Annotated in this window: 11 protein-coding genes and 2 pseudogenes; 7 read left to right on the top strand and 6 right to left on the bottom strand. The window is 47.6% G+C overall.

Annotation, left to right across the window (positions count from 1 at the left end):
* Positions 1-97 precede the first annotated feature (97 nt).
* On the bottom strand, positions 98-2,671 hold the full coding sequence (locus tag BQ8014_RS12860; RefSeq protein ID WP_080904693.1) for an ATP-dependent Clp protease ATP-binding subunit: 2,574 nt from the start codon (positions 2,669-2,671) through the stop codon (positions 98-100).
* Positions 2,672-2,904: 233 nt separating this feature from the next.
* Between BQ8014_RS12860 and BQ8014_RS12855 the strand changes: the two genes are divergently transcribed.
* The 7 genes and pseudogenes from BQ8014_RS12855 to BQ8014_RS12825 all read left to right on the top strand — a co-directional run bounded on the left by BQ8014_RS12855 (position 2,905) and on the right by BQ8014_RS12825 (position 15,567).
* Positions 2,905-5,253 (top strand): transglycosylase domain-containing protein, encoded by a 2,349-nt coding sequence (locus tag BQ8014_RS12855; RefSeq protein WP_080904692.1) that lies wholly within the window; start codon positions 2,905-2,907, stop codon positions 5,251-5,253.
* Between the two features lie 109 nt (positions 5,254-5,362).
* On the top strand, positions 5,363-7,435 hold the full coding sequence (locus BQ8014_RS12850) for a penicillin-binding transpeptidase domain-containing protein (RefSeq protein WP_160150090.1): 2,073 nt from the start codon (positions 5,363-5,365) through the stop codon (positions 7,433-7,435).
* A gap of 109 nt (positions 7,436-7,544) precedes the next feature.
* The gene (locus BQ8014_RS12845) at positions 7,545-9,605 is read left to right on the top strand and encodes an acetate--CoA ligase family protein (protein ID WP_080904691.1); all 2,061 of its coding nucleotides are present in this window, start codon (positions 7,545-7,547) and stop codon (positions 9,603-9,605) included.
* Positions 9,606-9,665: 60 nt separating this feature from the next.
* Positions 9,666-10,280, top strand: a pseudogene (locus BQ8014_RS12840) (replicative DNA helicase); the annotation flags it as partial.
* 4 nt (positions 10,281-10,284) lie between these two features.
* Positions 10,285-11,589, top strand: a pseudogene (locus BQ8014_RS12835) (acetate--CoA ligase family protein); the annotation flags it as partial.
* Positions 11,590-11,649: 60 nt separating this feature from the next.
* Positions 11,650-13,164 (top strand): replicative DNA helicase, encoded by a 1,515-nt coding sequence (gene dnaB / locus BQ8014_RS12830; protein WP_080905962.1) that lies wholly within the window; start codon positions 11,650-11,652, stop codon positions 13,162-13,164.
* Between the two features lie 75 nt (positions 13,165-13,239).
* Complete coding sequence (locus BQ8014_RS12825; protein ID WP_080904690.1) at positions 13,240-15,567, top strand: GH92 family glycosyl hydrolase; 2,328 nt, start codon at positions 13,240-13,242, stop codon at positions 15,565-15,567.
* A gap of 161 nt (positions 15,568-15,728) precedes the next feature.
* Here BQ8014_RS12825 and BQ8014_RS12820 read toward each other — a convergent pair whose 3' ends face one another.
* The 5 genes from BQ8014_RS12820 to BQ8014_RS12800 are packed head-to-tail and all read right to left on the bottom strand — an operon-like array spanning position 15,729 to position 24,932.
* Positions 15,729-17,792, bottom strand: coding sequence for a polysaccharide lyase 8 family protein (locus BQ8014_RS12820; RefSeq protein WP_080904689.1), 2,064 nt, complete (start codon positions 17,790-17,792; stop codon positions 15,729-15,731).
* A gap of 1 nt (position 17,793) precedes the next feature.
* Positions 17,794-19,839 (bottom strand): alginate lyase family protein, encoded by a 2,046-nt coding sequence (locus tag BQ8014_RS12815; RefSeq protein WP_080904688.1) that lies wholly within the window; start codon positions 19,837-19,839, stop codon positions 17,794-17,796.
* Positions 19,840-19,848: 9 nt separating this feature from the next.
* Entirely contained in the window at positions 19,849-21,042 is a 1,194-nt protein-coding gene (locus tag BQ8014_RS12810; RefSeq protein WP_080904687.1) for a glycoside hydrolase family 88 protein, read from the bottom strand.
* Between the two features lie 27 nt (positions 21,043-21,069).
* Complete coding sequence (locus BQ8014_RS12805; protein ID WP_080904686.1) at positions 21,070-22,953, bottom strand: heparinase II/III domain-containing protein; 1,884 nt, start codon at positions 22,951-22,953, stop codon at positions 21,070-21,072.
* Between the two features lie 32 nt (positions 22,954-22,985).
* A complete protein-coding gene (locus BQ8014_RS12800) occupies positions 22,986-24,932 on the bottom strand; it encodes a heparinase II/III domain-containing protein (RefSeq protein WP_200814396.1) in 1,947 nt (648 codons plus the stop codon).
* Positions 24,933-24,971: the final 39 nt, after the last annotated feature.

Genomic DNA, 24,971 nt, shown 5'->3' with positions numbered 1-24,971 from the left:
AAGAGCAAAATTTAAAACAGCCTCTAAACGTTGATTTTTTTGCAAAAAAAATGCCAGACAAGATTGCCTGACATTTTGACTATAGGGAAGGAATCACTTAAGACTCCTTTTTCTTTATTTCGCTCGTTATTTTCTGCTCTTCTTTGTCAAATCCAACGAGAATCGTGTCTCCTTCAGTTACGGACGCCCGGATAATGAGTTCTGCCATTTCGTCTTCCAGGTACTTCTGGATGGCACGTTTCAACGGACGGGCGCCGAATTGTACGTCATAGCCTTTGGACGCAATGAAGTCTTTGGCATCTTCCGTCAGCTCTATCTCATAACCCAGTCCGTTAACCCGTTGATAAAGACCTTTCAGTTCGATATCGATGATCTTATGAATGGCTTCCTTATCCAATTGGTCGAACATGATGATATCGTCGACACGGTTCAGAAACTCCGGTGCGAAAGCCTTGTTCAATGCCTTCTGTATCACCCCACGGGAAAATTCTTTATCGGGGTCCCCTACACCGGTGGTATTGAATCCGACACCGCGGCCGAAATCTTTCAACTGCCGCGTTCCGATGTTCGAAGTCATGATCAGGATCGTATTCTTGAAGTCGATCCGTCTTCCCAGGCTATCCGTCAACCGGCCTTCGTCCAGCACTTGCAGCAACAGGTTAAATACGTCCGGATGCGCTTTCTCTATCTCATCCAAAAGGACGACCGAATAGGGTTTACGGCGTACTTTTTCCGTCAGCTGTCCCCCTTCTTCATATCCCACATATCCCGGAGGCGCACCGATCAGACGGGAAACGGCGAATTTTTCCAGGTATTCGCTCATGTCGATGCGGATCAAGGCATCTGCCGAATCAAACAGGTATTCAGCCAGTTTCTTGGCCAGATGAGTCTTACCTACGCCTGTCGGACCCAGGAACATAAAGGTTCCGATGGGTTTGTTCGGGTCTTTCAGTCCTACGCGGTTCCGCTGAATGGCTTTGACAATCTTGCTGACCGCTTCATCCTGGCCTACGATTTTCTGTTTCAGGACATCGCCCATTTCCAGCAACTTCAGGTTTTCCGCCTTCGCGATCCGTTGGACCGGAACGCCTGACATCATGGCAACGACTTCGGCAACCTTGTCTTCATCCACCGTCTCCCGATGTTCCTGCAACTCCTGTTCCCACTTAGTTTTGGCGGCTTCCAGTTGCAACAGATATTGGCGTTCCTTATCGCGGAAACTGGCTGCCAGTTCAAAGTTTTGTGATTTGACGGCGGCTATTTTTTCCGTTTTTGTCGCTTCTATCTGTTTTTCCAACTCTTCAATATGTTGGGGCACAATAATATTTGAAATATGTACCCGCGATCCGGATTCGTCCAAAGCGTCGATCGCCTTATCCGGGAAATTACGGTCGCTGATATAACGTTCTGTCAGCTTGACACAGGCTTTTAAGGCCTCCGGCGTATACGTTACATTATGATGTTCCTCATACCGGTCTTTGATGTTATCAAGGATCTGTAACGTCTCTTCGGCCGTTGTCGGATCGACGATGACCTTCTGGAAACGACGTTCCAGAGCGCCGTCTTTCTCTATGTTCTTACGATATTCATCCAAGGTCGTCGCCCCGATGCATTGTATCTCACCGCGCGCCAAGGCCGGCTTCAGCATGTTGGCGGCATCCATCGAGCCCGAGGCCGAACCGGCGCCGACAATTGTATGGATCTCGTCGATGAATAGGATGATATTCGGATTTTTGGACAGCTCGTTCAATATTGCCTTGATACGTTCCTCGAATTGGCCGCGGTATTTGGTTCCGGCAACGATCGAAGCGATGTCCAGGCTGATTACCCGCTTATCAAACAAAACGCGCGATACTTTCCGTTGGATGATCCGTAAAGCCAATCCTTCCACGATTGCCGATTTACCGACACCCGGCTCGCCGATCAGCACCGGATTGTTTTTCTTCCGGCGGCTCAGGATCTGTGCAAGGCGTTCGATCTCTTTTTCACGCCCAACGATCGGATCCAGGCGGTTTTCCGACGCAGCCCGCGTCATATCCGTCCCGAAATTATCCAATACCGGCGTATCGTTTTGCGACTTGGTCTGGACTCCGGGGTTGCTTCCCTGTGCACTGCCGCTTCCGGGCGGCTCTTTCCGCGACGAGAACGAATCGTCGTCGTCATCATCGTCGTCATCCGTATAGCCGTCTTCGATATCATCCAGTTCTTCTGCCTCTTCTTGCAGATGAGTGAGTCCCGTTTCATCCGCCAAAAGGTTATAGACGGTCCGGTAGTCGATGCCGATTTCGTTCAGCATACGGGCGACCAGGTTGAACTCCTCTTTCAGGATAGCCAGCAGAAGATGTTCCGTACCGGTTTCCTCTCTTTTGAACAAACGCGATTCCAGCATGCTCATCCGTAAAACACGTTCCGACGTTTTACTTATAATTATGTCGTTCAGCGTCCTGTCTTCCGTCTCGAAGGTGTTTTTAGTCTCTTTCTCTATTTTTCTTTTTATGGTGGTCAAGTCTGTATCCAATTCTTTCAATAAATTGAAAGCCCTGCCTTCACCGTCGCGAATGATTCCCAACATCAGGTGTTCAGGGCCGATATAACTGTTCTGAAGCCTTGCAGCCTCTTCCCGGCTATACTCGATAACATCAACCAATCTTTTTGAATAATTGTTTTTCATATTTTCCCTTTATTCTAAATAATGCCTTTACATGCAAAAATAATAATCTATTTCAATAATCTACTCAAATACTATGCCATAATTCATTAATAATATTAATCAACCGATAGAGAGAAACATGCAATGCACTCCAACAAGGAGTTGCTATCGAAAGTTTTTATTCCCGCCTGTCCGTTTATTTGCATAAGGATTTTATTACCTTTGTCGTCTTATAATGATTAAGTTTTAGATTAATGAATTCGAACACGCGTAAACGCATAATCACTTTCTTTTGGGCGGGTTATGCCATTCTTATAGGCTTGGTTGTTTTGGTTTTCATCGCGATAGCCAATGGCTCCATCGGCTATATGCCGCCGGTGGAACAGTTGGAGAATCCGATTGACAAATATGCTTCCCAGATCATTTCGGCGGACGGAAAGACGTTGGGCGTCTACGCAAATAGCAAGGATAGCCGTATTTTTATTACCTATAACGACCTGTCCCCCCATTTGGTAAAGGCTCTGGTGGCTACTGAGGATATCCGTTTCGCCAATCATAGCGGAATCGATGCAGTCGGTCTGCTCCGGGCGTTAGTGAAGCGCGGGATCCTGATGCAAAAAAGCGGTGGCGGCGGAAGTACCGTTACGCAGCAGTTGGCAAAGCAGTTGTTTTCGCCGGGCGCCGAGAATGTGCTGGAACGGTTGCTTCAGAAGCCGATCGAATGGGTAATTGCCGTCCAGTTGGAAAAATATTATACAAAAGAGGAAATTGTAAATATGTATTTCAACAAATTCGATTTCCTGTATAATGCGGTGGGCATCCAGTCCGCAGCCCAGGTATATTTCGGGGTGAAGCCGAAAGACCTGAAGATCGAAGAAGCGGCGACGTTGGTCGGGATGTGTAAGAATCCTTCCTATTACAATCCGCTGCGCCATAACGAACGGACGCGCAACCGGAGAAATACGGTGCTTCGCCAGATGGAGAAAGCCGGGTATATCAGCAAGGCGGAATGCGATTCATTGGTCAAGCTCCCGTTGACCCTTCGTTTTACGCGAATGGATCATAAGGACGGGTTGGCTCCCTACTTCCGGGAGTATTTGCGGTTGGTGCTGACGGCTTCCAAGCCTTCGCGCAGTAATTACGCCTCGTGGCAGGGTCAGAAGTTTTCGGACGACTCGCTGGCATGGGCTACCAATCCGCTCTATGGATGGTGCAACAAGACTAAGAAATCGGACGGAGAGTTTTATAATCTCTACACCGACGGTTTAAAGATTTATACGACGATCGATTCCCGGATGCAACAATATGCCGAAGACGCGGTGCATGAACACATGGGCGGCTCAGTTCAACCGGATTTCTTCCGCGAACAGAAGGGGCGGGAGGGCGCTCCTTTCTCACGGGACGTGACGGATGAACAGGTGGAAGATATCATGTTTCGGTCGATGAGACAGACGGACCGCTACCACGGGTTGAAGAAAACGGGAAAAAGTGATAAGGAGATCCGCAAGGAATTCCAGAAGCCGGTGGAAATGCGGGTGTTCAGTTATAACGGGATGATAGATACGATTATGAGTCCCTGGGATTCCATCCGTTACCATAAGTCTTTCCTGCGTTCCGCTTTCATGGCGATGGATCCGAGAACCGGCCACGTGAAAGCCTATGTGGGAGGGGTCGATTACAATGTATTCCAATATGATATGGTGACCGGCGGCCGTCGCCAGATCGGTTCGACCATGAAGCCTTATCTTTATTCGCTGGCGATGCTGGAAGGGATTAGCCCGTGCGACGAGATGCTGCATGTGGAGCAACAACTGACCGACGAGTTGGGACGCCCCTGGATTCCCCGCAATTCCACACGGAAGAGAGAAGGGGAGATGGTGACGATCCAATGGGGATTGCAGAATTCATCCAACTGGGTTACCGCCTATCTGATGAAGCAACTCTCACCTTATACATTGGCCCGCCTGCTGCATTCTTATGGCATCCGGGGCTATATCGATCCGGTCGTTTCGATGTGTCTGGGAACGCCGGACATATCCGTTGCCGAAATGGTGAGCGGTTATTCAGTCTATCCGAACAAAGGGATCCGGATAGAGCCGTTGTACGTAACGCGCATCGAGGATACGAACGGCAATACGATTGCAACCTTTAATCCGAATATGAATGAGGTGCTGAGCGAAGAGGCTGCCTGTAAAATGCTTCATATGCTGCGAAGCGTGATTGATGGGGGGACCGGCGGACGTATCCGTTTCCGTTACGGCATCCGGGCGCCGATGGGCGGCAAGACCGGCACGACGCAAAACAACTCCGACGGTTGGTTCATGGGCTTTACTCCGAGCCTGGTCGGCGGATGCTGGGTCGGCGGGGAAGACCGGTCGATTCATTTTATTCGCATGTCGGAAGGGCAGGGGGCGAGCATGGCTTTGCCTATTTACGGCTTATTCATGCAGAAAGTCTATGCGGATAAGACGCTCGGTTACTCGGAAAGCGAAAACTTTGATATTCCTCCCCAGTATGCCGATCCGTGCCATACCGATAGCGTTCAGCAAGAAGAGCAAGCGGCTCCTGCCGAGTCCGGTGGCATCGATCATATTTTCAATTGATATTCAGGGAACCTTTTAGGAATGCGGTTTGTTTTTATATAAAATTCTGAAAGCAAGATTGTAAGCCGGGTGGCTTCGCTTGTTTTATGTAAAACACAGTGAATACAATATGATAAATCGTGAGTTGATAAACCCCCAAAGCATTATTGTGGTAGGAGGATCGAACAACCTGCATAAGCCCGGCGGGCGGTTGGTGCGCAGTCTTGTCGACGGTAAATACAGAGGTGACCTCTACATTGTTAATCCCCGGGAGGAGGAAATACAGGGAATCAAGGCCTTTCCGAGTGTGGAAGAGGTTCCGGAAGCGGAACTGGCTATATTGGCCATACCGGCTCTCGCATGCCCGGCTTCGGTAGAGGTGCTGGCAAAGAAGAAGAATGTAAAAGCCTTTATTATCATCTCCGCCGGCTTCGGGGAAGAATCCAAGGAAGGGGAACAGTTGGAGAACCAAATCCTGCAGATAGTCAATGAGGCAGGCGCTTCTTTTATCGGACCCAATTGCATCGGATTGATGAACACGCATTATCACGGGGTTTTTACCCTTCCTATTCCGGAGTTCCATCCGGAGGGAGTCGACTTTCTTTCGAGNTGCGATTCATTGGTCAAGCTCCCGTTGACCCTTCGTTTTACGCGAATGGATCATAAGGACGGGTTGGCTCCCTACTTCCGGGAGTATTTGCGGTTGGTGCTGACGGCTTCCAAGCCTTCGCGCAGTAATTACGCCTCGTGGCAGGGTCAGAAGTTTTCGGACGACTCGCTGGCATGGGCTACCAATCCGCTCTATGGATGGTGCAACAAGACTAAGAAATCGGACGGAGAGTTTTATAATCTCTACACCGACGGTTTAAAGATTTATACGACGATCGATTCCCGGATGCAACAATATGCCGAAGACGCGGTGCATGAACACATGGGCGGCTCAGTTCAACCGGATTTCTTCCGCGAACAGAAGGGGCGGGAGGGCGCTCCTTTCTCACGGGACGTGACGGATGAACAGGTGGAAGATATCATGTTTCGGTCGATGAGACAGACGGACCGCTACCACGGGTTGAAGAAAACGGGAAAAAGTGATAAGGAGATCCGCAAGGAATTCCAGAAGCCGGTGGAAATGCGGGTGTTCAGTTATAACGGGATGATAGATACGATTATGAGTCCCTGGGATTCCATCCGTTACCATAAGTCTTTCCTGCGTTCCGCTTTCATGGCGATGGATCCGAGAACCGGCCACGTGAAAGCCTATGTGGGAGGGGTCGATTACAATGTATTCCAATATGATATGGTGACCGGCGGCCGTCGCCAGATCGGTTCGACCATGAAGCCTTATCTTTATTCGCTGGCGATGCTGGAAGGGATTAGCCCGTGCGACGAGATGCTGCATGTGGAGCAACAACTGACCGACGAGTTGGGACGCCCCTGGATTCCCCGCAATTCCACACGGAAGAGAGAAGGGGAGATGGTGACGATCCAATGGGGATTGCAGAATTCATCCAACTGGGTTACCGCCTATCTGATGAAGCAACTCTCACCTTATACATTGGCCCGCCTGCTGCATTCTTATGGCATCCGGGGCTATATCGATCCGGTCGTTTCGATGTGTCTGGGAACGCCGGACATATCCGTTGCCGAAATGGTGAGCGGTTATTCAGTCTATCCGAACAAAGGGATCCGGATAGAGCCGTTGTACGTAACGCGCATCGAGGATACGAACGGCAATACGATTGCAACCTTTAATCCGAATATGAATGAGGTGCTGAGCGAAGAGGCTGCCTGTAAAATGCTTCATATGCTGCGAAGCGTGATTGATGGGGGGACCGGCGGACGTATCCGTTTCCGTTACGGCATCCGGGCGCCGATGGGCGGCAAGACCGGCACGACGCAAAACAACTCCGACGGTTGGTTCATGGGCTTTACTCCGAGCCTGGTCGGCGGATGCTGGGTCGGCGGGGAAGACCGGTCGATTCATTTTATTCGCATGTCGGAAGGGCAGGGGGCGAGCATGGCTTTGCCTATTTACGGCTTATTCATGCAGAAAGTCTATGCGGATAAGACGCTCGGTTACTCGGAAAGCGAAAACTTTGATATTCCTCCCCAGTATGCCGATCCGTGCCATACCGATAGCGTTCAGCAAGAAGAGCAAGCGGCTCCTGCCGAGTCCGGTGGCATCGATCATATTTTCAATTGATATTCAGGGAACCTTTTAGGAATGCGGTTTGTTTTTATATAAAATTCTGAAAGCAAGATTGTAAGCCGGGTGGCTTCGCTTGTTTTATGTAAAACACAGTGAATACAATATGATAAATCGTGAGTTGATAAACCCCCAAAGCATTATTGTGGTAGGAGGATCGAACAACCTGCATAAGCCCGGCGGGCGGTTGGTGCGCAGTCTTGTCGACGGTAAATACAGAGGTGACCTCTACATTGTTAATCCCCGGGAGGAGGAAATACAGGGAATCAAGGCCTTTCCGAGTGTGGAAGAGGTTCCGGAAGCGGAACTGGCTATATTGGCCATACCGGCTCTCGCATGCCCGGCTTCGGTAGAGGTGCTGGCAAAGAAGAAGAATGTAAAAGCCTTTATTATCATCTCCGCCGGCTTCGGGGAAGAATCCAAGGAAGGGGAACAGTTGGAGAACCAAATCCTGCAGATAGTCAATGAGGCAGGCGCTTCTTTTATCGGACCCAATTGCATCGGATTGATGAACACGCATTATCACGGGGTTTTTACCCTTCCTATTCCGGAGTTCCATCCGGAGGGAGTCGACTTTCTTTCGAGTTCCGGGGGGACGGCTCTTTTTATCATCGAATCGGCATTGACCAAGGGATTGCGTTTTTCCTCCGTCTGGTCGGTAGGCAATTCGAAGCAGATCGGTGTAGAGGATATTCTGGAATATATGGACCGGCATTTTAATCCGGTGACCGATTCGAAAATCAAAATTTTATATATAGAAAGCATCAAGGAGCCGGATAAACTGCTCTATCATGCATCTTCCTTAATTCGTAAGGGCTGCCGGATTGCCGCCATCAAGGCGGGCAGTACGGATTCCGGCAAACGGGCGGCTTCTTCCCATACGGCGGCTATCGCCAGTTCGGATTCAGCAGTGGAGGCGCTGTTTCGTAAGGCGGGAATCGTCCGTTGTTTCAGCCGGGAGGAATTGACGACGGTGGCCAGTATCTTTACCCTGAAAGAGGTAAAAGGCAAAAACTGTGCGATTATCACCCATGCGGGCGGGCCGGCGGTCATGCTGGCGGACGCTTTGTCCAAGGGACGGCTGAATGTGCCTACTTTCGACCCGGTATTGGCCAATGAACTGAAATCCAAACTGTATCCGGGTGCTGCCGTCAGCAACCCGATCGACATCATCGGAACCGGGACGCCGGAGCACCTGGCGATGGCAATCGATTATTGTGAAAAGAAATTCGATAACGTCGATTTGATGATGGTTATTTTCGGCTATCCGGGTTTGGTCAAGCCAGTAGAGGCTTATGAAGTGCTCCATAAGAAGATGGGGGAGTGCAGCAAACCTATTTTTCCCGTCCTCCCGTCTATCGTGACGGCCAGTCCGGAGGTGAAGAGCTTTGTGAAAAAAGGACATGTGAACTTTTCGGATGAGGTGACACTCGGAACGGCCCTGTCACGGGTGCTGAATACGCCCAAGCCGGCAAGTACGGATATCCGGCTTTACGGAATCGATATACCTGCCGTCCGGCGCATTATCGAACAGTTGCCTTCCAATGGCTTCTTGAATCCCTCCGAGGTGCGCATTCTACTGAAGGCGGCGAATATTCCGCTGGTGGACGAACATACTTCATCCGACCTGGATGAGATCTTGGCTTTTGCAAAGAAAGTCGGCTATCCGGTCGTGGCGAAAGTGGTCGGCCCGATCCATAAGAGTGATATCGGCGGGGTGACGCTGAACATCCGTACGGAAGATCATCTCCGCCTGGAGTTCGAGCGGATGATGAACTTGCCGGAAGTAACGGGTATCTTGGTGCAGCCGATGCTGAAAGGACAGGAATTATTCCTGGGGGCCACATACGAAAACCGCTTCGGGCATGTTGTCCTTTGCGGATTGGGCGGGATCTTTGTCGAAGTACTGAAGGATGTATCCTACGGCTTGGCTCCGCTTTCTTATGAAGAGACTTATTCCATGATTCATTCGCTTCGCGGTTATCCGATTATTAAAGGTACGCGCGGGCAAAAAGGAATCGACGAGCAGGAATATGCGGACATCATCGTCCGCCTTTCAACGATGCTCCGTTTCACCAGCGAAATTAAAGAAATCGATATCAATCCGTTAATAGCAACCGACCGGGGGCTTTTTGCCGTAGACGCTCGGATTCGGTTAGAGAAATGATTTTTCTCTTTTTCTTCCCGAAGAAATAATGTATTTTTGATGTCCGAACGGATAAAATACATGGCGGAAAGAGAAAAATATACAAATAGAAGCCGGACAAAGACCACAGTTGTTCCTGATATGGGGCGATTACAGCCGCAGGCTGTAGAGTTGGAAGAAGCTGTTCTCGGCGCATTGATGCTTGAGAAGGATGCTTATTCCATCGTGAGTGAGTTGCTGAAACCCGAATGTTTTTACGAAAAAGCGAATGAATTGATCTATGCGGCGATTGTCGACCTGGCAATCAGCCAGCGTCCGATCGATATGCTGACGGTGACGGAACAGCTGAAGAAGCAAGGTGACCTCGATGCGGTCGGAGGGCCTTTCTATATTTCCCAGTTGACGGGTAAGGTGGCGAGCAGCGCCCATATCGAATATCACGCCCGCATTATCGCCCAGAAATATCTGGCGCGGGAACTGATCTCTTTTACCGCCATGATCCAGGGAAAAGCGTTTGACGAAACTATCGATGTCGACGACCTGATGCAGGAGGCCGAAGGCAAACTCTTCGAAATCTCCCAGCGGAATGTGAAGAAGGATGTCGTACAGATTAACCCGGTTATCAAAGATGCGATGGATCTGTTGCAAAAGGCGGCCAACCAGAAGGAAGGATTGAGCGGATTGCGTAGCGGATACNAAACGGGCGGCTTCTTCCCATACGGCGGCTATCGCCAGTTCGGATTCAGCAGTGGAGGCGCTGTTTCGTAAGGCGGGAATCGTCCGTTGTTTCAGCCGGGAGGAATTGACGACGGTGGCCAGTATCTTTACCCTGAAAGAGGTAAAAGGCAAAAACTGTGCGATTATCACCCATGCGGGCGGGCCGGCGGTCATGCTGGCGGACGCTTTGTCCAAGGGACGGCTGAATGTGCCTACTTTCGACCCGGTATTGGCCAATGAACTGAAATCCAAACTGTATCCGGGTGCTGCCGTCAGCAACCCGATCGACATCATCGGAACCGGGACGCCGGAGCACCTGGCGATGGCAATCGATTATTGTGAAAAGAAATTCGATAACGTCGATTTGATGATGGTTATTTTCGGCTATCCGGGTTTGGTCAAGCCAGTAGAGGCTTATGAAGTGCTCCATAAGAAGATGGGGGAGTGCAGCAAACCTATTTTTCCCGTCCTCCCGTCTATCGTGACGGCCAGTCCGGAGGTGAAGAGCTTTGTGAAAAAAGGACATGTGAACTTTTCGGATGAGGTGACACTCGGAACGGCCCTGTCACGGGTGCTGAATACGCCCAAGCCGGCAAGTACGGATATCCGGCTTTACGGAATCGATATACCTGCCGTCCGGCGCATTATCGAACAGTTGCCTTCCAATGGCTTCTTGAATCCCTCCGAGGTGCGCATTCTACTGAAGGCGGCGAATATTCCGCTGGTGGACGAACATACTTCATCCGACCTGGATGAGATCTTGGCTTTTGCAAAGAAAGTCGGCTATCCGGTCGTGGCGAAAGTGGTCGGCCCGATCCATAAGAGTGATATCGGCGGGGTGACGCTGAACATCCGTACGGAAGATCATCTCCGCCTGGAGTTCGAGCGGATGATGAACTTGCCGGAAGTAACGGGTATCTTGGTGCAGCCGATGCTGAAAGGACAGGAATTATTCCTGGGGGCCACATACGAAAACCGCTTCGGGCATGTTGTCCTTTGCGGATTGGGCGGGATCTTTGTCGAAGTACTGAAGGATGTATCCTACGGCTTGGCTCCGCTTTCTTATGAAGAGACTTATTCCATGATTCATTCGCTTCGCGGTTATCCGATTATTAAAGGTACGCGCGGGCAAAAAGGAATCGACGAGCAGGAATATGCGGACATCATCGTCCGCCTTTCAACGATGCTCCGTTTCACCAGCGAAATTAAAGAAATCGATATCAATCCGTTAATAGCAACCGACCGGGGGCTTTTTGCCGTAGACGCTCGGATTCGGTTAGAGAAATGATTTTTCTCTTTTTCTTCCCGAAGAAATAATGTATTTTTGATGTCCGAACGGATAAAATACATGGCGGAAAGAGAAAAATATACAAATAGAAGCCGGACAAAGACCACAGTTGTTCCTGATATGGGGCGATTACAGCCGCAGGCTGTAGAGTTGGAAGAAGCTGTTCTCGGCGCATTGATGCTTGAGAAGGATGCTTATTCCATCGTGAGTGAGTTGCTGAAACCCGAATGTTTTTACGAAAAAGCGAATGAATTGATCTATGCGGCGATTGTCGACCTGGCAATCAGCCAGCGTCCGATCGATATGCTGACGGTGACGGAACAGCTGAAGAAGCAAGGTGACCTCGATGCGGTCGGAGGGCCTTTCTATATTTCCCAGTTGACGGGTAAGGTGGCGAGCAGCGCCCATATCGAATATCACGCCCGCATTATCGCCCAGAAATATCTGGCGCGGGAACTGATCTCTTTTACCGCCATGATCCAGGGAAAAGCGTTTGACGAAACTATCGATGTCGACGACCTGATGCAGGAGGCCGAAGGCAAACTCTTCGAAATCTCCCAGCGGAATGTGAAGAAGGATGTCGTACAGATTAACCCGGTTATCAAAGATGCGATGGATCTGTTGCAAAAGGCGGCCAACCAGAAGGAAGGATTGAGCGGATTGCGTAGCGGATACCATCAATTGGACAAGATTACTTCCGGATGGCAGAATTCCGATTTGGTTATTATCGCCGCCCGTCCGGCAATGGGGAAGACAGCCTTTGTCTTGTCTATGGCCAAGAATATGGCGGTAAACTTTAATACGCCGGTTGCCCTGTTCTCTCTTGAAATGAGTAATGTCCAGTTGGTTAACCGTCTGATTGTGAATGTATGCGAAATTCCCGGCGAGAAGATCAAGAGCGGACGGCTGGAAAGTTATGAGTGGGAGCAGCTTGATTTCAAGATAAAGGAACTCTACGACGCTCCGATCTATATCGACGATACGCCCAGTCTTTCGGTGTTCGAATTACGTACGAAAGCCCGCCGGCTGGTGCGTGAGCATGGGATCAAGTGCATCATTATCGACTACCTGCAATTAATGAACGCCAGCGGCATGAGCTTCGGTAGCCGTGAACAGGAGGTGAGTACGATCTCCCGTTCATTAAAAGGGCTGGCCAAAGAGCTGAACATTCCGATCATCGCGCTCTCCCAGTTGAATCGTGGAGTAGAAGCGCGCCAGGGAGTGGAAGGAAAGCGTCCGCAGTTGGCGGACTTGCGTGAATCCGGCGCCATCGAGCAGGATGCCGACATGGTCTGCTTCATCCATCGCCCGGAATACTACAAGATAACAGAGGACGAGCGAGGCAATTCATTGTTAGGATTGGCTGAAATCATTATCGCCAAACACCGTAACGGAGCTACTGGCGACGTGCGGCTCCGCTTCAAGAGTGAATTTGCCAAGTTCATGAACATAGAAGACGACATCCCGGTACGGGAATTTAATTCCGGCATGAACGGCGCCGATGCAATGCCGCCGATTCCCGCCCCCGGCGAAGATTTCCTGAAGGGAGGGCGAAATAACGAAATGCCGTTTTAAATCAACAGTGAAGAATTGAAATTTTAGTCGGACAATAGTAATATTTTATCTAAGTTTGTAGGAAAAACAATAAAGATGCATCACCTGAAAATTATATCGATCGCCCTTTTGTTTCTATTGGCCGGAGAAGCGCTTCAAGCGCAGGAATTATCTTCTTATATCAATCCTATGATTGGAACCGTAAAAATGGGACATACCTTTCCCGGAGCTTGTGTTCCACATGGTATTGTGCAATTGAGCCCTGACACCGATACCATTCCTCATAACGTCGACGGAAAATATCAAAAAGATGCGTACAAATATTGTGCAGGATACCAATACGATGATAAGACGATCGTTGGTTTCAGCCATACCCATTTCAGTGGAACCGGGCATTCTGACTTGGGTGATATTTTAGTCATGCCTATCACCGGGGAAGTAAAGTATAACCCTGGGACAGCCGATAACCCCGATAGCGGTTATCGTTCACGCTTCTCCCATGATACCGAGGTGGCCAAAGCCGGATATTACGAAGTCATGCTGGACGATTACGGCATCAAAGCCCAGCTAACCGCAACCGAACGTACCGGAATCCACCGGTATACCTATCCGAAAGAAAAGAACCAGGATATTATCATAGACTTAACGCATGGCATTTATAACTACGATGGCAAAGTCTTGTGGGCAAATGTCCGCGTAGAAAATGATACCCTGCTGACCGGTTTCCGTATTACAAACGGATGGGCTGCCTTGAACTACACCTATTTCGCTATTTCCTTCTCCAAGCCGATTCGTGATTTCGGATATTTTGAAAAGGAAAAACCTTTATACTCAGGCTTTCTCCGGAAGTTTAATCTAAAGAGCAATTTCCCGGAAATGGGCGGCCGTAAAATTGTCACCCACTTTTCTTTTGATCCGACAGACCCCACATTGGAAATGCGGGTTGCTATATCGGCCGTCAGTACACAAGGAGCTATCAAAAACTTGCAAGCGGAAACCTCCGGAAAAACGTTTGACCAGCTTGTTTCCGAAGCCAATAACAAATGGAATAAGGAACTCGACGTAATTGAAATTGAAGGGACGGAGGATCAAAAAACCATGTTTTATACCTCTCTTTACCACACGATGATTAACCCTTCCGTTTATATGGACGTAGACGGACAATACCGGGGAATCGACCATGAGATACATCAGGCTAATGGTTTTACCAACTATACCGTCTTTTCTGTCTGGGATACCTATCGCGCTTTGCACCCGCTCTTTAATGTGATCAACCGGGATCGTAGCAAAGATATCGTGGCTTCCATGCTGGCCCATTATGACCAAAGCGTACATAAAGCCTTGCCGGTATGGTCTCATATGGGAAACGAAAATTGGTGCATGATTGGCTACCATTCGGTATCCGTATTGGCTGATGCCATAACCAAAGGTATTCCTGTTGATATTAACCGGGCATTAGATGCCATGAAGCATAGTTCGAATGTGGATTATTATGATGGAACGTCTTATTATAAACAATTGGGTTATGTGCCGGTCGATAAAAACAGCAATGGAAACTCAATCACTTTGGAGTATTCCTATGATGATTGGACAATTTATAATACTGCTTTAAAAGCAAATAATACGGCCTTGGCCGAAGAATATAAAAAACGGGCAGCTAATTACCATCATGTTTTCAATCCTGAAATACGCTTCGTTAGCGGACGCTTAAGTGACGGAAGTTGGGAAAAAAACATAGATTTATTTAGTACGCACGGAGAAGGGTTTATAGAAGGTAACTCTTGGAATTACTCTTTCTATGTACCTCAAGATGTAAAAGGACTTATCTCGGAAATGGGAGGTGATAAAGTTTTTGTCACCCGCCTGGATTCCCTATTTACCATGCATCTTCCGAAAGAATTCTTTGAAGATACGGAAGATGTTACCGAAGAAGGAATTCTGGGAGGATATGTGCATGGAAATGAACCCAGTCATCATATTCCTTATTTATATGCCTGGACTTCCCAGCCTTGGAAAAGCCAGTATTGGATCCGGGAGATTATGAACCGGATGTACCGGAACAGCATTGACGGATTATGTGGAAATGATGATTGCGGACAAATGTCGGCGTGGTATATCTTTTCATCAATGGGATTCTATCCGGTTTGCCCAGGTTCAGACCAATTTGTGATTGGTGCTCCTTTCCTACCTTATCTGAAAGTAAATATGGGTAACGGAAAGTTCCTTACCATTAGGGCTGAACATGTAAGCGACAAGCTGCGCTATATCAAATCGGTGAAGTTAAATGGCAAAACGTATGCAAAACCCTATCTCACCTATGATGACATTAAAGATGGGGGAGAGTTAACGTTCGAGATGACTTCCAAGCCTAATAAAAAGAGAATCTTTAATGATGAAAGCGGACTTTACTCGCTAACAAAATAAAGGAGATCGGCTTTTATCAGCTTATAACAGTTGTCGGCTTGGCATTTGTTCACCTGGCATTTGTTCAATTGCATGGATTTCTTTGTTCCGTCTTGTTTCTCTTTAAAAAAATATACAGGTTTTAGGGATTTATTCAATGAGGAAGCGGTTGAGTTATAATGTTAATGAATTGTAACTTTGACTGCATCGCCTTTTAGATTCTCAGTAGGTATTGCAATGGACGTTGAATTGTCCGTCGGGTTATAAGTGCAATAATCCCCTTGCCATTTGCCGCTGAGATGGAGTACGATCTTCGATTGCTTTTGTGTGGGATCGCAAACGGAAAGCAACCGTTTGCCTTCGTGTTCTTCCAGCATGACGATGCAAGGTTGGTCGCTTGAAAGCGATTCTCCTTCCTGAATTTGTAGCGGTGCCGGATCGAAAAAGACGGCTTGCAGGACGTTTTTATTTCGGATGGCATGTACTTTTTCATCCTGTTGCAAGGGAAGGATGCCCGATTCTTCCACTTTGTCTTTCCAATTTTCTGCTGTAACAAGCGGAAAGACCATATATCCATAGGAGGCGTTTTCCGGTGAAACCCCATGGTTTATCCATAGCCTGAAGACATCCTTTTCAACAAGCGTATCACTATTTACCGAAGCCACCCGTTGCCAGTTGCCGGTGGCTTTCCCGCTTTCAATCTTCAGCAGAGCGTCATCGAAAAGGTAATACGCCATACTGTCATGGAATACAATTTGTCCGTTTCCTTTCTTCGCAATTGTAATATCTCCATGCTGCAACTTCTGTTCGATGGAAGTAGCTATTTCATAACCCTTATCTCCGTGAATGCCGCTGCCCATGCATACGATAGCCTGTTCCGTGAAAAAGTACGACTTCCGGGCGGTCAGTCCCTGGTCATTCAGGATCATGGCGGATACTCCCGCCTGTTCACCCGATAGTCCTCCGACAAAATCATGGTCATTTTTGTAATATTTGCTCAGAATCACTCCGGGAAACAAAGAGTCTGTTTTGTAGCAAGTTGTTCCCGGCAGTAATGTCCAATCCCATACCGGGAAGATGTTTTCATATTCTTTCCCGTCACGGTAATAATAGATGCTTCCGTCGCCCAGATACATTCCCAAAAGGTTTTCGTAATTCACGATTTCCGAGCCGATAGTCCTTTTGGAACTCATCTTTAATCCGGCGCTCCAATCTTTTGTCCGGAACAGGCCGTAATCGGAATACCGGAAGAAACGGTAACCGGTGAGGTTGTTTCCGGGAACGGTTGCTTCCACATCGCGCACCAGTATTTGTTTGTATATCTCCGCCCGTTCGGGATCAGCGATGATAGCATGTTTGAGGGCCGTACCATAACCTCTCGCCTTACTTTTCTGGGCATCCAATACAAGTTGGCGCCCGCAGGATCCGATATCCATAGATCCTTTCCAGCAGGTCCATTGCAAACCGTCGATCAGGTAGTTATAGATTACGTCCAATTGCTCTTTAGTCAATTCATAAGCCGTACCTTTGAATATTCTGGCCCAATACGTTTGGGACGTGGCGAAAGCCAGCCCATAGTTACCGAACTGCTGTTGGGGGCCATGTTGGTGAAAACTCATATCAGGACGTATGCCTTCTCCGTTTTGGCTGACTGCCAGTTCTTTCAGGATATAATCGCGGGCCTGTTTGAACGTCGGTTCGTCTTTCTGGAGGATGGTGCGTACCAGTACGTTTTCGGCAAGCCAGGCGCTGTTTTGCCCTGTCATTCCGAATTTGGCATTCTCCATATATTTGATGGCCGCTGCTATTTCTGCTTTATCCATTTCCTCTTCCATCAATAGAAATAAAGTTCCTAAGATTTTAGGAACGCCGATCTGGTTATACCACCAATTGGTGCAGACAAAATTACCGTCAAACCAGTATTTCATTCCGCGATGAATCTGTTTGGAGAGGCCTTTCCGATGGTAATAAGCCGAATTTTTATCCTGATAAGCGGTTGCCATTGTTGTCAGCCGGTTTGCGTGCAAAGTCGGTTCCCACAGGCTCCGCTTTTTATCCTGATAATTGATATCCGCCCATGAACCGTCCGGCTTTTGTGTTTCCATATATTGCTTCACCTCTCCGTCCGGCGCTGTATTCTGAAGTTCAAGTATATTCCGCTTTACCTGTTGCATATCTTTTATACCGGCAAAGCATATGATACCCGATAGCGCTATCCATACTAAAATCAATCCGATTCGTTTCATTTCAAAGTTGCTTTTTTACAAATGAATATTCTATTTTCTTTTTGTCAAGAAAGGGGACGCCAATTATCCATTCGCCTACTCCCGGTTCATCTATGCGTATTGTAACACGATTGTCCTGTGTTGAGAGGATGGAAGCCTTGATTTCGGGCGCTTTTTTCTCCGATGGGAGTAATATCCATACAAAAACACTATCGGCAGGCAATTGGGTCCCAAATACGGAAGTCATGTTTGGCTCGTAAGTGTTGTATTCTTTGCTATACCATCCTTGAATCGGATTTTCCTGCCCGGTTATTTGTTTGAGTTTCCATCCGGGGTTTCCGACGGGGATGATCGTTAGATTTCCTGTGTCATTATCTGTCGATACGATGCCGTTTCCAAGAAGTTTGATTTTGCAGGATGGATGCCAATGCCATAGCGTTTCAATCTCCCTTGGGCGGTCGGTTTGGAGCCGGTCTGCAACAATCCAGAAATGATCCCGCACATACATGACCGAGCGGGTATGGCTGAAAATTCCATCCGTGTCAATGAATTTATCAAATAGGCCGCTGCCATAATCATATTCTTTTTCTATACGGTAGTGATTTTCGTCGACGGGCGAAGAGGCAACCGGTATTCCTTTATCCTGTCCTTTTCCGTCTACCAAAACCAGGTTATGACCTTGACTTCCCAGGGCATATCCCCTGAATTTATCCGCTACATCACCCCTGTAAGCAAATCTTCCTGCATCGACCAACAAGTCCCGCCCATAGGCATAAACGGATAAATGTAGCTTATCATTATGCTGATGTCCCGCTCCCCAAGGCCCCATATCGAAAAAAGACCAATGCGCTTTTGCGTCATAACCGTTTCGTGAAATAAGTTGCCCTGCGTAGGGGAAAAAGCAAGATGGCCCGACGGACGGTTGGTTTCCCAGATTGCCGTTGGAAGCGATATAGGTCCATTCCGGACAATCGTATTCTTCTGCTATTTTTAGAATCTTGTCTTTGTTATAATCCAAATCGGCGTCATTATTCAATAATCCGAACCCATCCGGACGAATAGTCCATGCCAGATAATTCCACATATCTTTTATTGTACGCGTATAATATTCCGGCAGACGAATGCCTGACGCTTTACATATATTGGCAAACAAATTAAAATTGGATAGAGCCACAGCATGATAATGTGATGTTAACTCTGTTTGTACTCCATCCGGATAGACCTGTTCTTTCATACTTGAAAGCATGGCGTTGATCGAATAATCCATCCATTGCGGGGCTTCCTTAAGTTCCGGCCAGGCGCTGACAACCGTTGCCAACCCCGACATTTCCATCGTGAGCCAGTTACCTCCGGCATGAAAGTTTTTTGCATAATGGGCGTGGGAAGGCAAGCTGGTTAGTATTAGTAATTGTGTTGCCGGATTAATTTCTTCGGTATTCCAGAGTTCGTAAAATACAGATTTCCAAACTTTCTCGCGGGAACTCACTTCCAGTCCACGCCACATAGCCGTATTGCTTTTTTTTGCCGGATAAGGCCAACTGCTAATAATCCAGTCTTTTACAAAATTGTCAATATACCGGATATAATCAAGGTTTCCCGTCTCGCGATAGGCTCCTATTAAGTCGTTAACCGGATAATGACGGTTAAGTGCCCATGCCCACTCGATGTCATCTTCCGGACCGTTATATGCCCATTGTAAATGCCCATCCGGTAGCCGGGGCGTCTTCCCTTTTACTCCCTGAAAAGTGTAAGTATCCTGAAGAATCTCCTCGGCATTTTCTTTTTCTTTGGATGAAGCCGCCGGTAGTTTTTCCTTAGGAGTAATTAATCGGGATTTTCCGTAGTATTCCAACAAATGTTGACAGGCTGCCGGCAGATCTCCCTTTTGATAAGCCGCTTTTACCGCCGTTAAGCCGGGATAGTCGAGATTAAGTGCATTGAACAGAGACTGAACCTGTCCGGGATAAGCCTTACAAACATCTTCTACCGTACGGATAGACCGCCAATCGTTTTGCGCTCCGCAATACCCGCCGACGAACAATAGAATGGAAAGAATAATGATTCTCATCTCACATTATTAATTAGCAAGGTTCAAATTTTTATATCGAAGTAACGCCTCTATGTAGTAGTAATCGGCATAGGTAAGGGGAACGTCCACTTCCGAGTTGCCTGGCAGATGCCCCACGGAATGTTTCAGGATAAAATTACCGTTGGTCCCTTTTTCCGCAAAGTATTCCGGTGATGAAAGCGTTCTTATTTGCGTTTCCGCTACATTAAGGTATTGTTTACCCAATTCCTTATCTACATAACCGCTCAATTCTATCAACGCTGAAGCAATAATGGCACCGGCCGATGCATCGCGTTTCGCATCCGGTATTTCCGGTGCGTCGAAATCCCAGTAAGGAATTTTATCGGCGGGCAGCCTGGGATGGTTTATAATGAAGCCGGCAATGTGCTTGGCTTGTTCCAGGTAAGCAGGATCCTTTGTTTCCCGGTACATTACTGTGTAACCATATAGCCCCCACGCTTGGCCGCGGGCCCAGGCTGATTCGTCATTGTATCCCTGGTGGGTATTTTTCTTTTCTACCGATCCTGTAATCGTATCGTATGATATGACATGATACGAACTGTAATCGGAACGGAAATGATTCTCTATCGTTTTGTTTGCATGTGAGATACATATATCTTTAAACGTAGGATTGCCGGATGCTTCGGATGCCCATAATAAGAATTCGAGATTCATCATATTGTCGATGATGACGGGAAATTGCCATTTCTCATTTGAATTCCATGATTTTATACAGCCTGTAATGGGGTTGAAACGCGTTGCAAGCGACTCTGCTCCGGTCAGCAACGCTGAACGGTAAGCCGTATCTCCCGTCAGACGGTATCCGTTGCCGAAACTGCAATACAACATAAAACCGAGGTCATGGGTTCCTTTATTGTATTTTTCTTTTTCCACACGGGCTGTGTAGTCACGGGCGGCATCGAGCATTTTCTCATCTTTGCCATATTCATATAAGTACCACAACGTGCCCGGCATGAAACCGCTGCACCACCAGTCGGAACCGCTGGACACAAGTTTGCCTTCCTTGTCAATAGTACGAGGAAGTCGGTCGGGTTGATTTCGGAGAGATTCGGCCATCAGTTCATATTGCTGAACGGAACGTTCTAACCGGTCGTTAATCAGATCGTCTATCGGTTCTTTTTTGGTACAGGACGTCGTGAGTAAAGCGATGATACTTGCGATGAAAATAGATTGTGCTTTCATTAATATATGGATTTTGTTATTGCTCGTTTATTTGTTTGTAGCAGGCCATTGCGCTAATGCGGGTACATCAGCCGTTTTCTTTATTTTTTGTGGAATCAGTTTTACCGATAAGGCAACAGACGTATTGGCCGGCACTTTTACCTCGAAGCCTACCAGTGCCGTTCCGGGATTAGGCGCATCGTAATCATTCGGAGAAACCGTGCTTCCGATTTTCATCGTTACTTTTGCCGGTTCCGCCACTTCCAGCACTAATTTTTTCCCGTCTTTGCTAAGCTCGATTCTGTTTTTTCCTTTTATTTTCGCTTCGGCGGTTGTCATCATGGTCCAACGTATCGTAGCTTCTTTTCCGTTTGTTTTTATTTCGTCTCTTACCACCACATACTGTTGCTTTACAATCGCAATTCCACGTACGCATTCTGCTAACTGGCCTTTAAATAAAGCAGATAGGTCGGAGGTCGCATTCATCATATCAGGTGATGACGAGTAGGAGCGGATCGTGGCCATTCCTTTCACGTCATGTAGCTTGTTGTCGACCGTCAATGTATTATGTGCGAAATTATTATACCGGAATACGGTCCACCGCTGCGAATTTTGAGTCATATTCCATAAATCCACATTTTTGCTTTCTAAAGAATTATAGTCCTGCGATCCGAAATCCGAAGCCCAACGAACTCCGTCGGCTTCCATAATAAACGAACCGCCGTCGATATGGGCATGGTTACTGGATGGCGTTCCCCCTTTGAATCCTACATAGATGGCATTCGGATCCTCCCAGGAGGTTCTCATTAATGCTACGGGAGTGATCCCTTGTCCTACCCATATCTTTTTACCGGGAGCAGGAATTTTGTTTACTTCTACATTTTGTCCCCAGATCATAAGCGCCGGAAGGATCCTGTCTCTGGTCGGTATGTCCTTCGAGAGGTAATATTTTTCATTCCATAACAAGGAAGGATCATTTAGCTTGGAGGCGAACCAAAACATGGCAGGGCTCAGGCTTCCACCCAGTCCGCAATCTGCATAATTATAGCATTTATGCGACGGGCCTGTCATATGCTCTTGATATTCTGCCGTTTTCAAAAAAGCAAATGAATTGGGGAGTTCGAAGTCCGTTTTAAATGTTCTCTCTATCGCGCTTAAAAATAGTATATTAAAAGTCGTACCATATTCCCAGTACCCGTATCCTTCGGGATAAGCTCCGTCGGGGTTATATTCCTTCATTGAAATTTGAATCGTTTCTATCGCCCGGTCGATGATCCAGTTGGATAATTCGGGTATGTCTTCGTACACAGCCAAAGCGCCAAAGCTCATGCCGGCATTACATACTTGGTTCCAATTGTTGTTTGATTTCAGAAACCATGCATTCTTTGTGTTAAACGACGGATCCAGTCCCTTTTGTATAATAGCGTTTCTAACCGTTTCTCGGGTAGAAGAGGGTAAATGATCATACAGCCAGTCATATCCGATGGCCATGGCCAAGGTCATTTCGGCTACATCGAGGAAATGCGACGGATTCCAGTCATTGAATGCCGAGATCGCGAGCATTTCCCGTTCCGCTTTTTGGGCATATTTATCCTCACCACTCATGCGCCAGGCATAGGATAGATAGAAGATACGGCGAATACCTTCGCGTGATACGCTTAACAGGCGTCGTCCCGTCATTTTACGTTCCAATTCCGGCAAGCCGGTGATTTTATCACATTCGGCCATGATCGCCTGATGCACTTTATTCCATACCGGATCGGCTGCGATTCGATCCTTTATCTTTTGTTCTTCTCCTGCAAGCAGCATAATTCGCGGATGTGGCGGCATTTCGATTTTAGCGGGTAAATATTTCCATTGTGCCTGGCCCACAGTGGTTATTAATAGAATCAGCCAGCCTGTCAAATGCCATTTTCTCATTATCGTTTTCATGTCATTAAATTATCTATCGGTTTTATTGTGTTTTATTTCTTCCTTATTACAAAAGTATAATTATCTTTCTTTTTAGGAGTGATGACCTTAAAGTTTACTCGGTGGATTCTGTCTCCCCAGTTACCTAAGACACCTTGGTCTTCCTCTGTCTCCAACTTGATTTTTTCAACTTCGGCTTCCATCTGTTTGGGATTGTATGTGATTATGAAATCCATCGCATTACCTTCTTTCGTTTCGTAATGAATCGTGAGTTCGCCTGGTTTCAGTATTTCTGCCGGGTAACAGGTCATGAAATGCTGGGTGACGGAATTGGCCGTTTGGAGATCGGCAACGTCTTTGAGTGTAACATTCTTATCTCTGTTAAGGGTAACGGTTCTTTTCCAACTGTTGATCGCTGCTTCCGGGGGATATGCCTTCGCTATATCCAAAGAAAAAGAGGGCGATTTTCCCGGATGATAGGTTACGTTAGTCGCTTTGAAGGACACGCCCGGCTTTTGTGTTTCACCGTTGACCGTGGGCAAGTTATGATAATCCGAACAGTTGAACCATATTTCGTATCTTTTGGGGCTGAACGTTCGGGCAGTGTACTTCCCGGAGCCGACATCGATCAACAGAGGTTGTCCGTCATAGAAGACGACAAAATTGCCGATGTCGTTATGATTATGACTTTCGTCGTTATTTCCGCCCTTGGCAGCCAGATAAAATCCTGCAGTCTCCCCTTGTTTGTCGCGTGCACATATCACTTGCAGGTCGGGCAGCCAGACATCTTTAGGTAGAGGAAACTTTTGAAGAGTTTTTTGATATTCATCCTGGATAAAGAGAGAGAAAAGTTTCCGGAAATACTGGAAACCGACAGATCCGGAAGCCGGGCGGCGATAGGATGCACCGAAATTCATCATATCCTGGTCCCGGATATCTTTGCCATAGCGATAAATCATCTCACCGTCCATTCCCGGCCGGGGAGCGGCATCGGCAAAATTAAGGAAATAGGTTTCGCTTATCTGCGCCCGGTAAATATAACGTCCCATATTTTTAAACCGCTCGTCATTATAGACATACTGAAAAGCGCCTTTGCTTGCCAGGTTCAGGAAAGCGATATTATCATAAAGCGAAGCGCCGGCAGCTCCCCAATAGCCCGGGCCTTCATCGCATCCTCCATCTTGCGGATACGGATTGAGAAACTCATCGAGCACCTTCAATACTTTTGCCGTCATCTCAGCCCGTTTGGCGTCGTCTCTCTCAAGTAACAGCATAAAATTAAGCCAGTTGGAACAGATCCACGGATTCCAGTTGTTCGGCGCGCGGCCGCCGGCCGTTTTGCCCATCCATCCGTGGTATTTGTTCATTAACGGCTGCATCAATCTGTTATTTACTTCATTATAGATCCGTTTGCGGATTTGGGGAGAAACAGCGTCGAATTTGTCTCCTAAGAAATAATCGGCCCAAGCAAGAAAAGTACCCGTTTCTGCCGCAAAGAGATCGACAAAAGGTTCTGTAACATCCATCAGTCCTGAATAGTCCTTACCGGTAGGCAAGTGAGCGGGAACACCCCACCACGATTCTTCGCAAATAGACCATATCCCATTGATAATAGGATCGATAAAGCGGCCTTTATTCTCCGCTATTTCAGCCAGGATCATGGTTCCCAGTACACGCCGTTTCTTGAAACTGACTGCCTCGTACTGGCTGCGGTTCCCCGAACGGACGTAAAGCAGCGACAAAGTGGCCGGAATAGTCGGCCAGTCGTAATTCAATTCACTTTCGGCTGCTTTAACATAGGCCTCCATTATCTTCGGGTCCGCTTTTTCCCATTCGCTCCGTTCGTTCAAACGGGGAAAAGGTTTCCATTGGTCATGGGGGATCAGTATCCGTTGTAATTCCTCTACAGGATACTTACCGCTCAATAGATTTTGTTGTTGAGCGAGGAGATTGCACGAAACAATAAAAAATGCAATTAATAGAGCTTTCTTGTGCATCATAATTTATTAATATATCAATTATTTTATTTATCGGCTCTG

It is taken from the genome of Parabacteroides sp. Marseille-P3160, from assembly GCF_900162725.1.
Lineage (GTDB): Bacteria > Bacteroidota > Bacteroidia > Bacteroidales > Tannerellaceae > Marseille-P3160.
The sequence above is the reverse complement of the archived record's forward strand: the minus strand, read 5'-3'. Positions and strand labels throughout refer to the sequence as shown.

Excerpts from the sequence above, each read along its gene's own strand:
- BQ8014_RS12860 (WP_080904693.1), bottom strand. The coding sequence starts at position 2,671 with ATGAAAAACAATTATTCAAAAAGATTGGTTGATGTTATCGAGTATAGC.
- BQ8014_RS12855 (WP_080904692.1), top strand. The coding sequence starts at position 2,905 with ATGAATTCGAACACGCGTAAACGCATAATCACTTTCTTTTGGGCGGGT.
- BQ8014_RS12845 (WP_080904691.1), top strand. The coding sequence starts at position 7,545 with ATGATAAATCGTGAGTTGATAAACCCCCAAAGCATTATTGTGGTAGGA.
- dnaB (WP_080905962.1), top strand. The coding sequence starts at position 11,650 with ATGGCGGAAAGAGAAAAATATACAAATAGAAGCCGGACAAAGACCACA.
- BQ8014_RS12825 (WP_080904690.1), top strand. The coding sequence starts at position 13,240 with ATGCATCACCTGAAAATTATATCGATCGCCCTTTTGTTTCTATTGGCC.
- BQ8014_RS12820 (WP_080904689.1), bottom strand. The coding sequence starts at position 17,792 with ATGAAACGAATCGGATTGATTTTAGTATGGATAGCGCTATCGGGTATC.
- BQ8014_RS12815 (WP_080904688.1), bottom strand. The coding sequence starts at position 19,839 with ATGAGAATCATTATTCTTTCCATTCTATTGTTCGTCGGCGGGTATTGC.
- BQ8014_RS12810 (WP_080904687.1), bottom strand. The coding sequence starts at position 21,042 with ATGAAAGCACAATCTATTTTCATCGCAAGTATCATCGCTTTACTCACG.
- BQ8014_RS12805 (WP_080904686.1), bottom strand. The coding sequence starts at position 22,953 with ATGAAAACGATAATGAGAAAATGGCATTTGACAGGCTGGCTGATTCTA.
- BQ8014_RS12800 (WP_200814396.1), bottom strand. The coding sequence starts at position 24,932 with ATGATGCACAAGAAAGCTCTATTAATTGCATTTTTTATTGTTTCGTGC.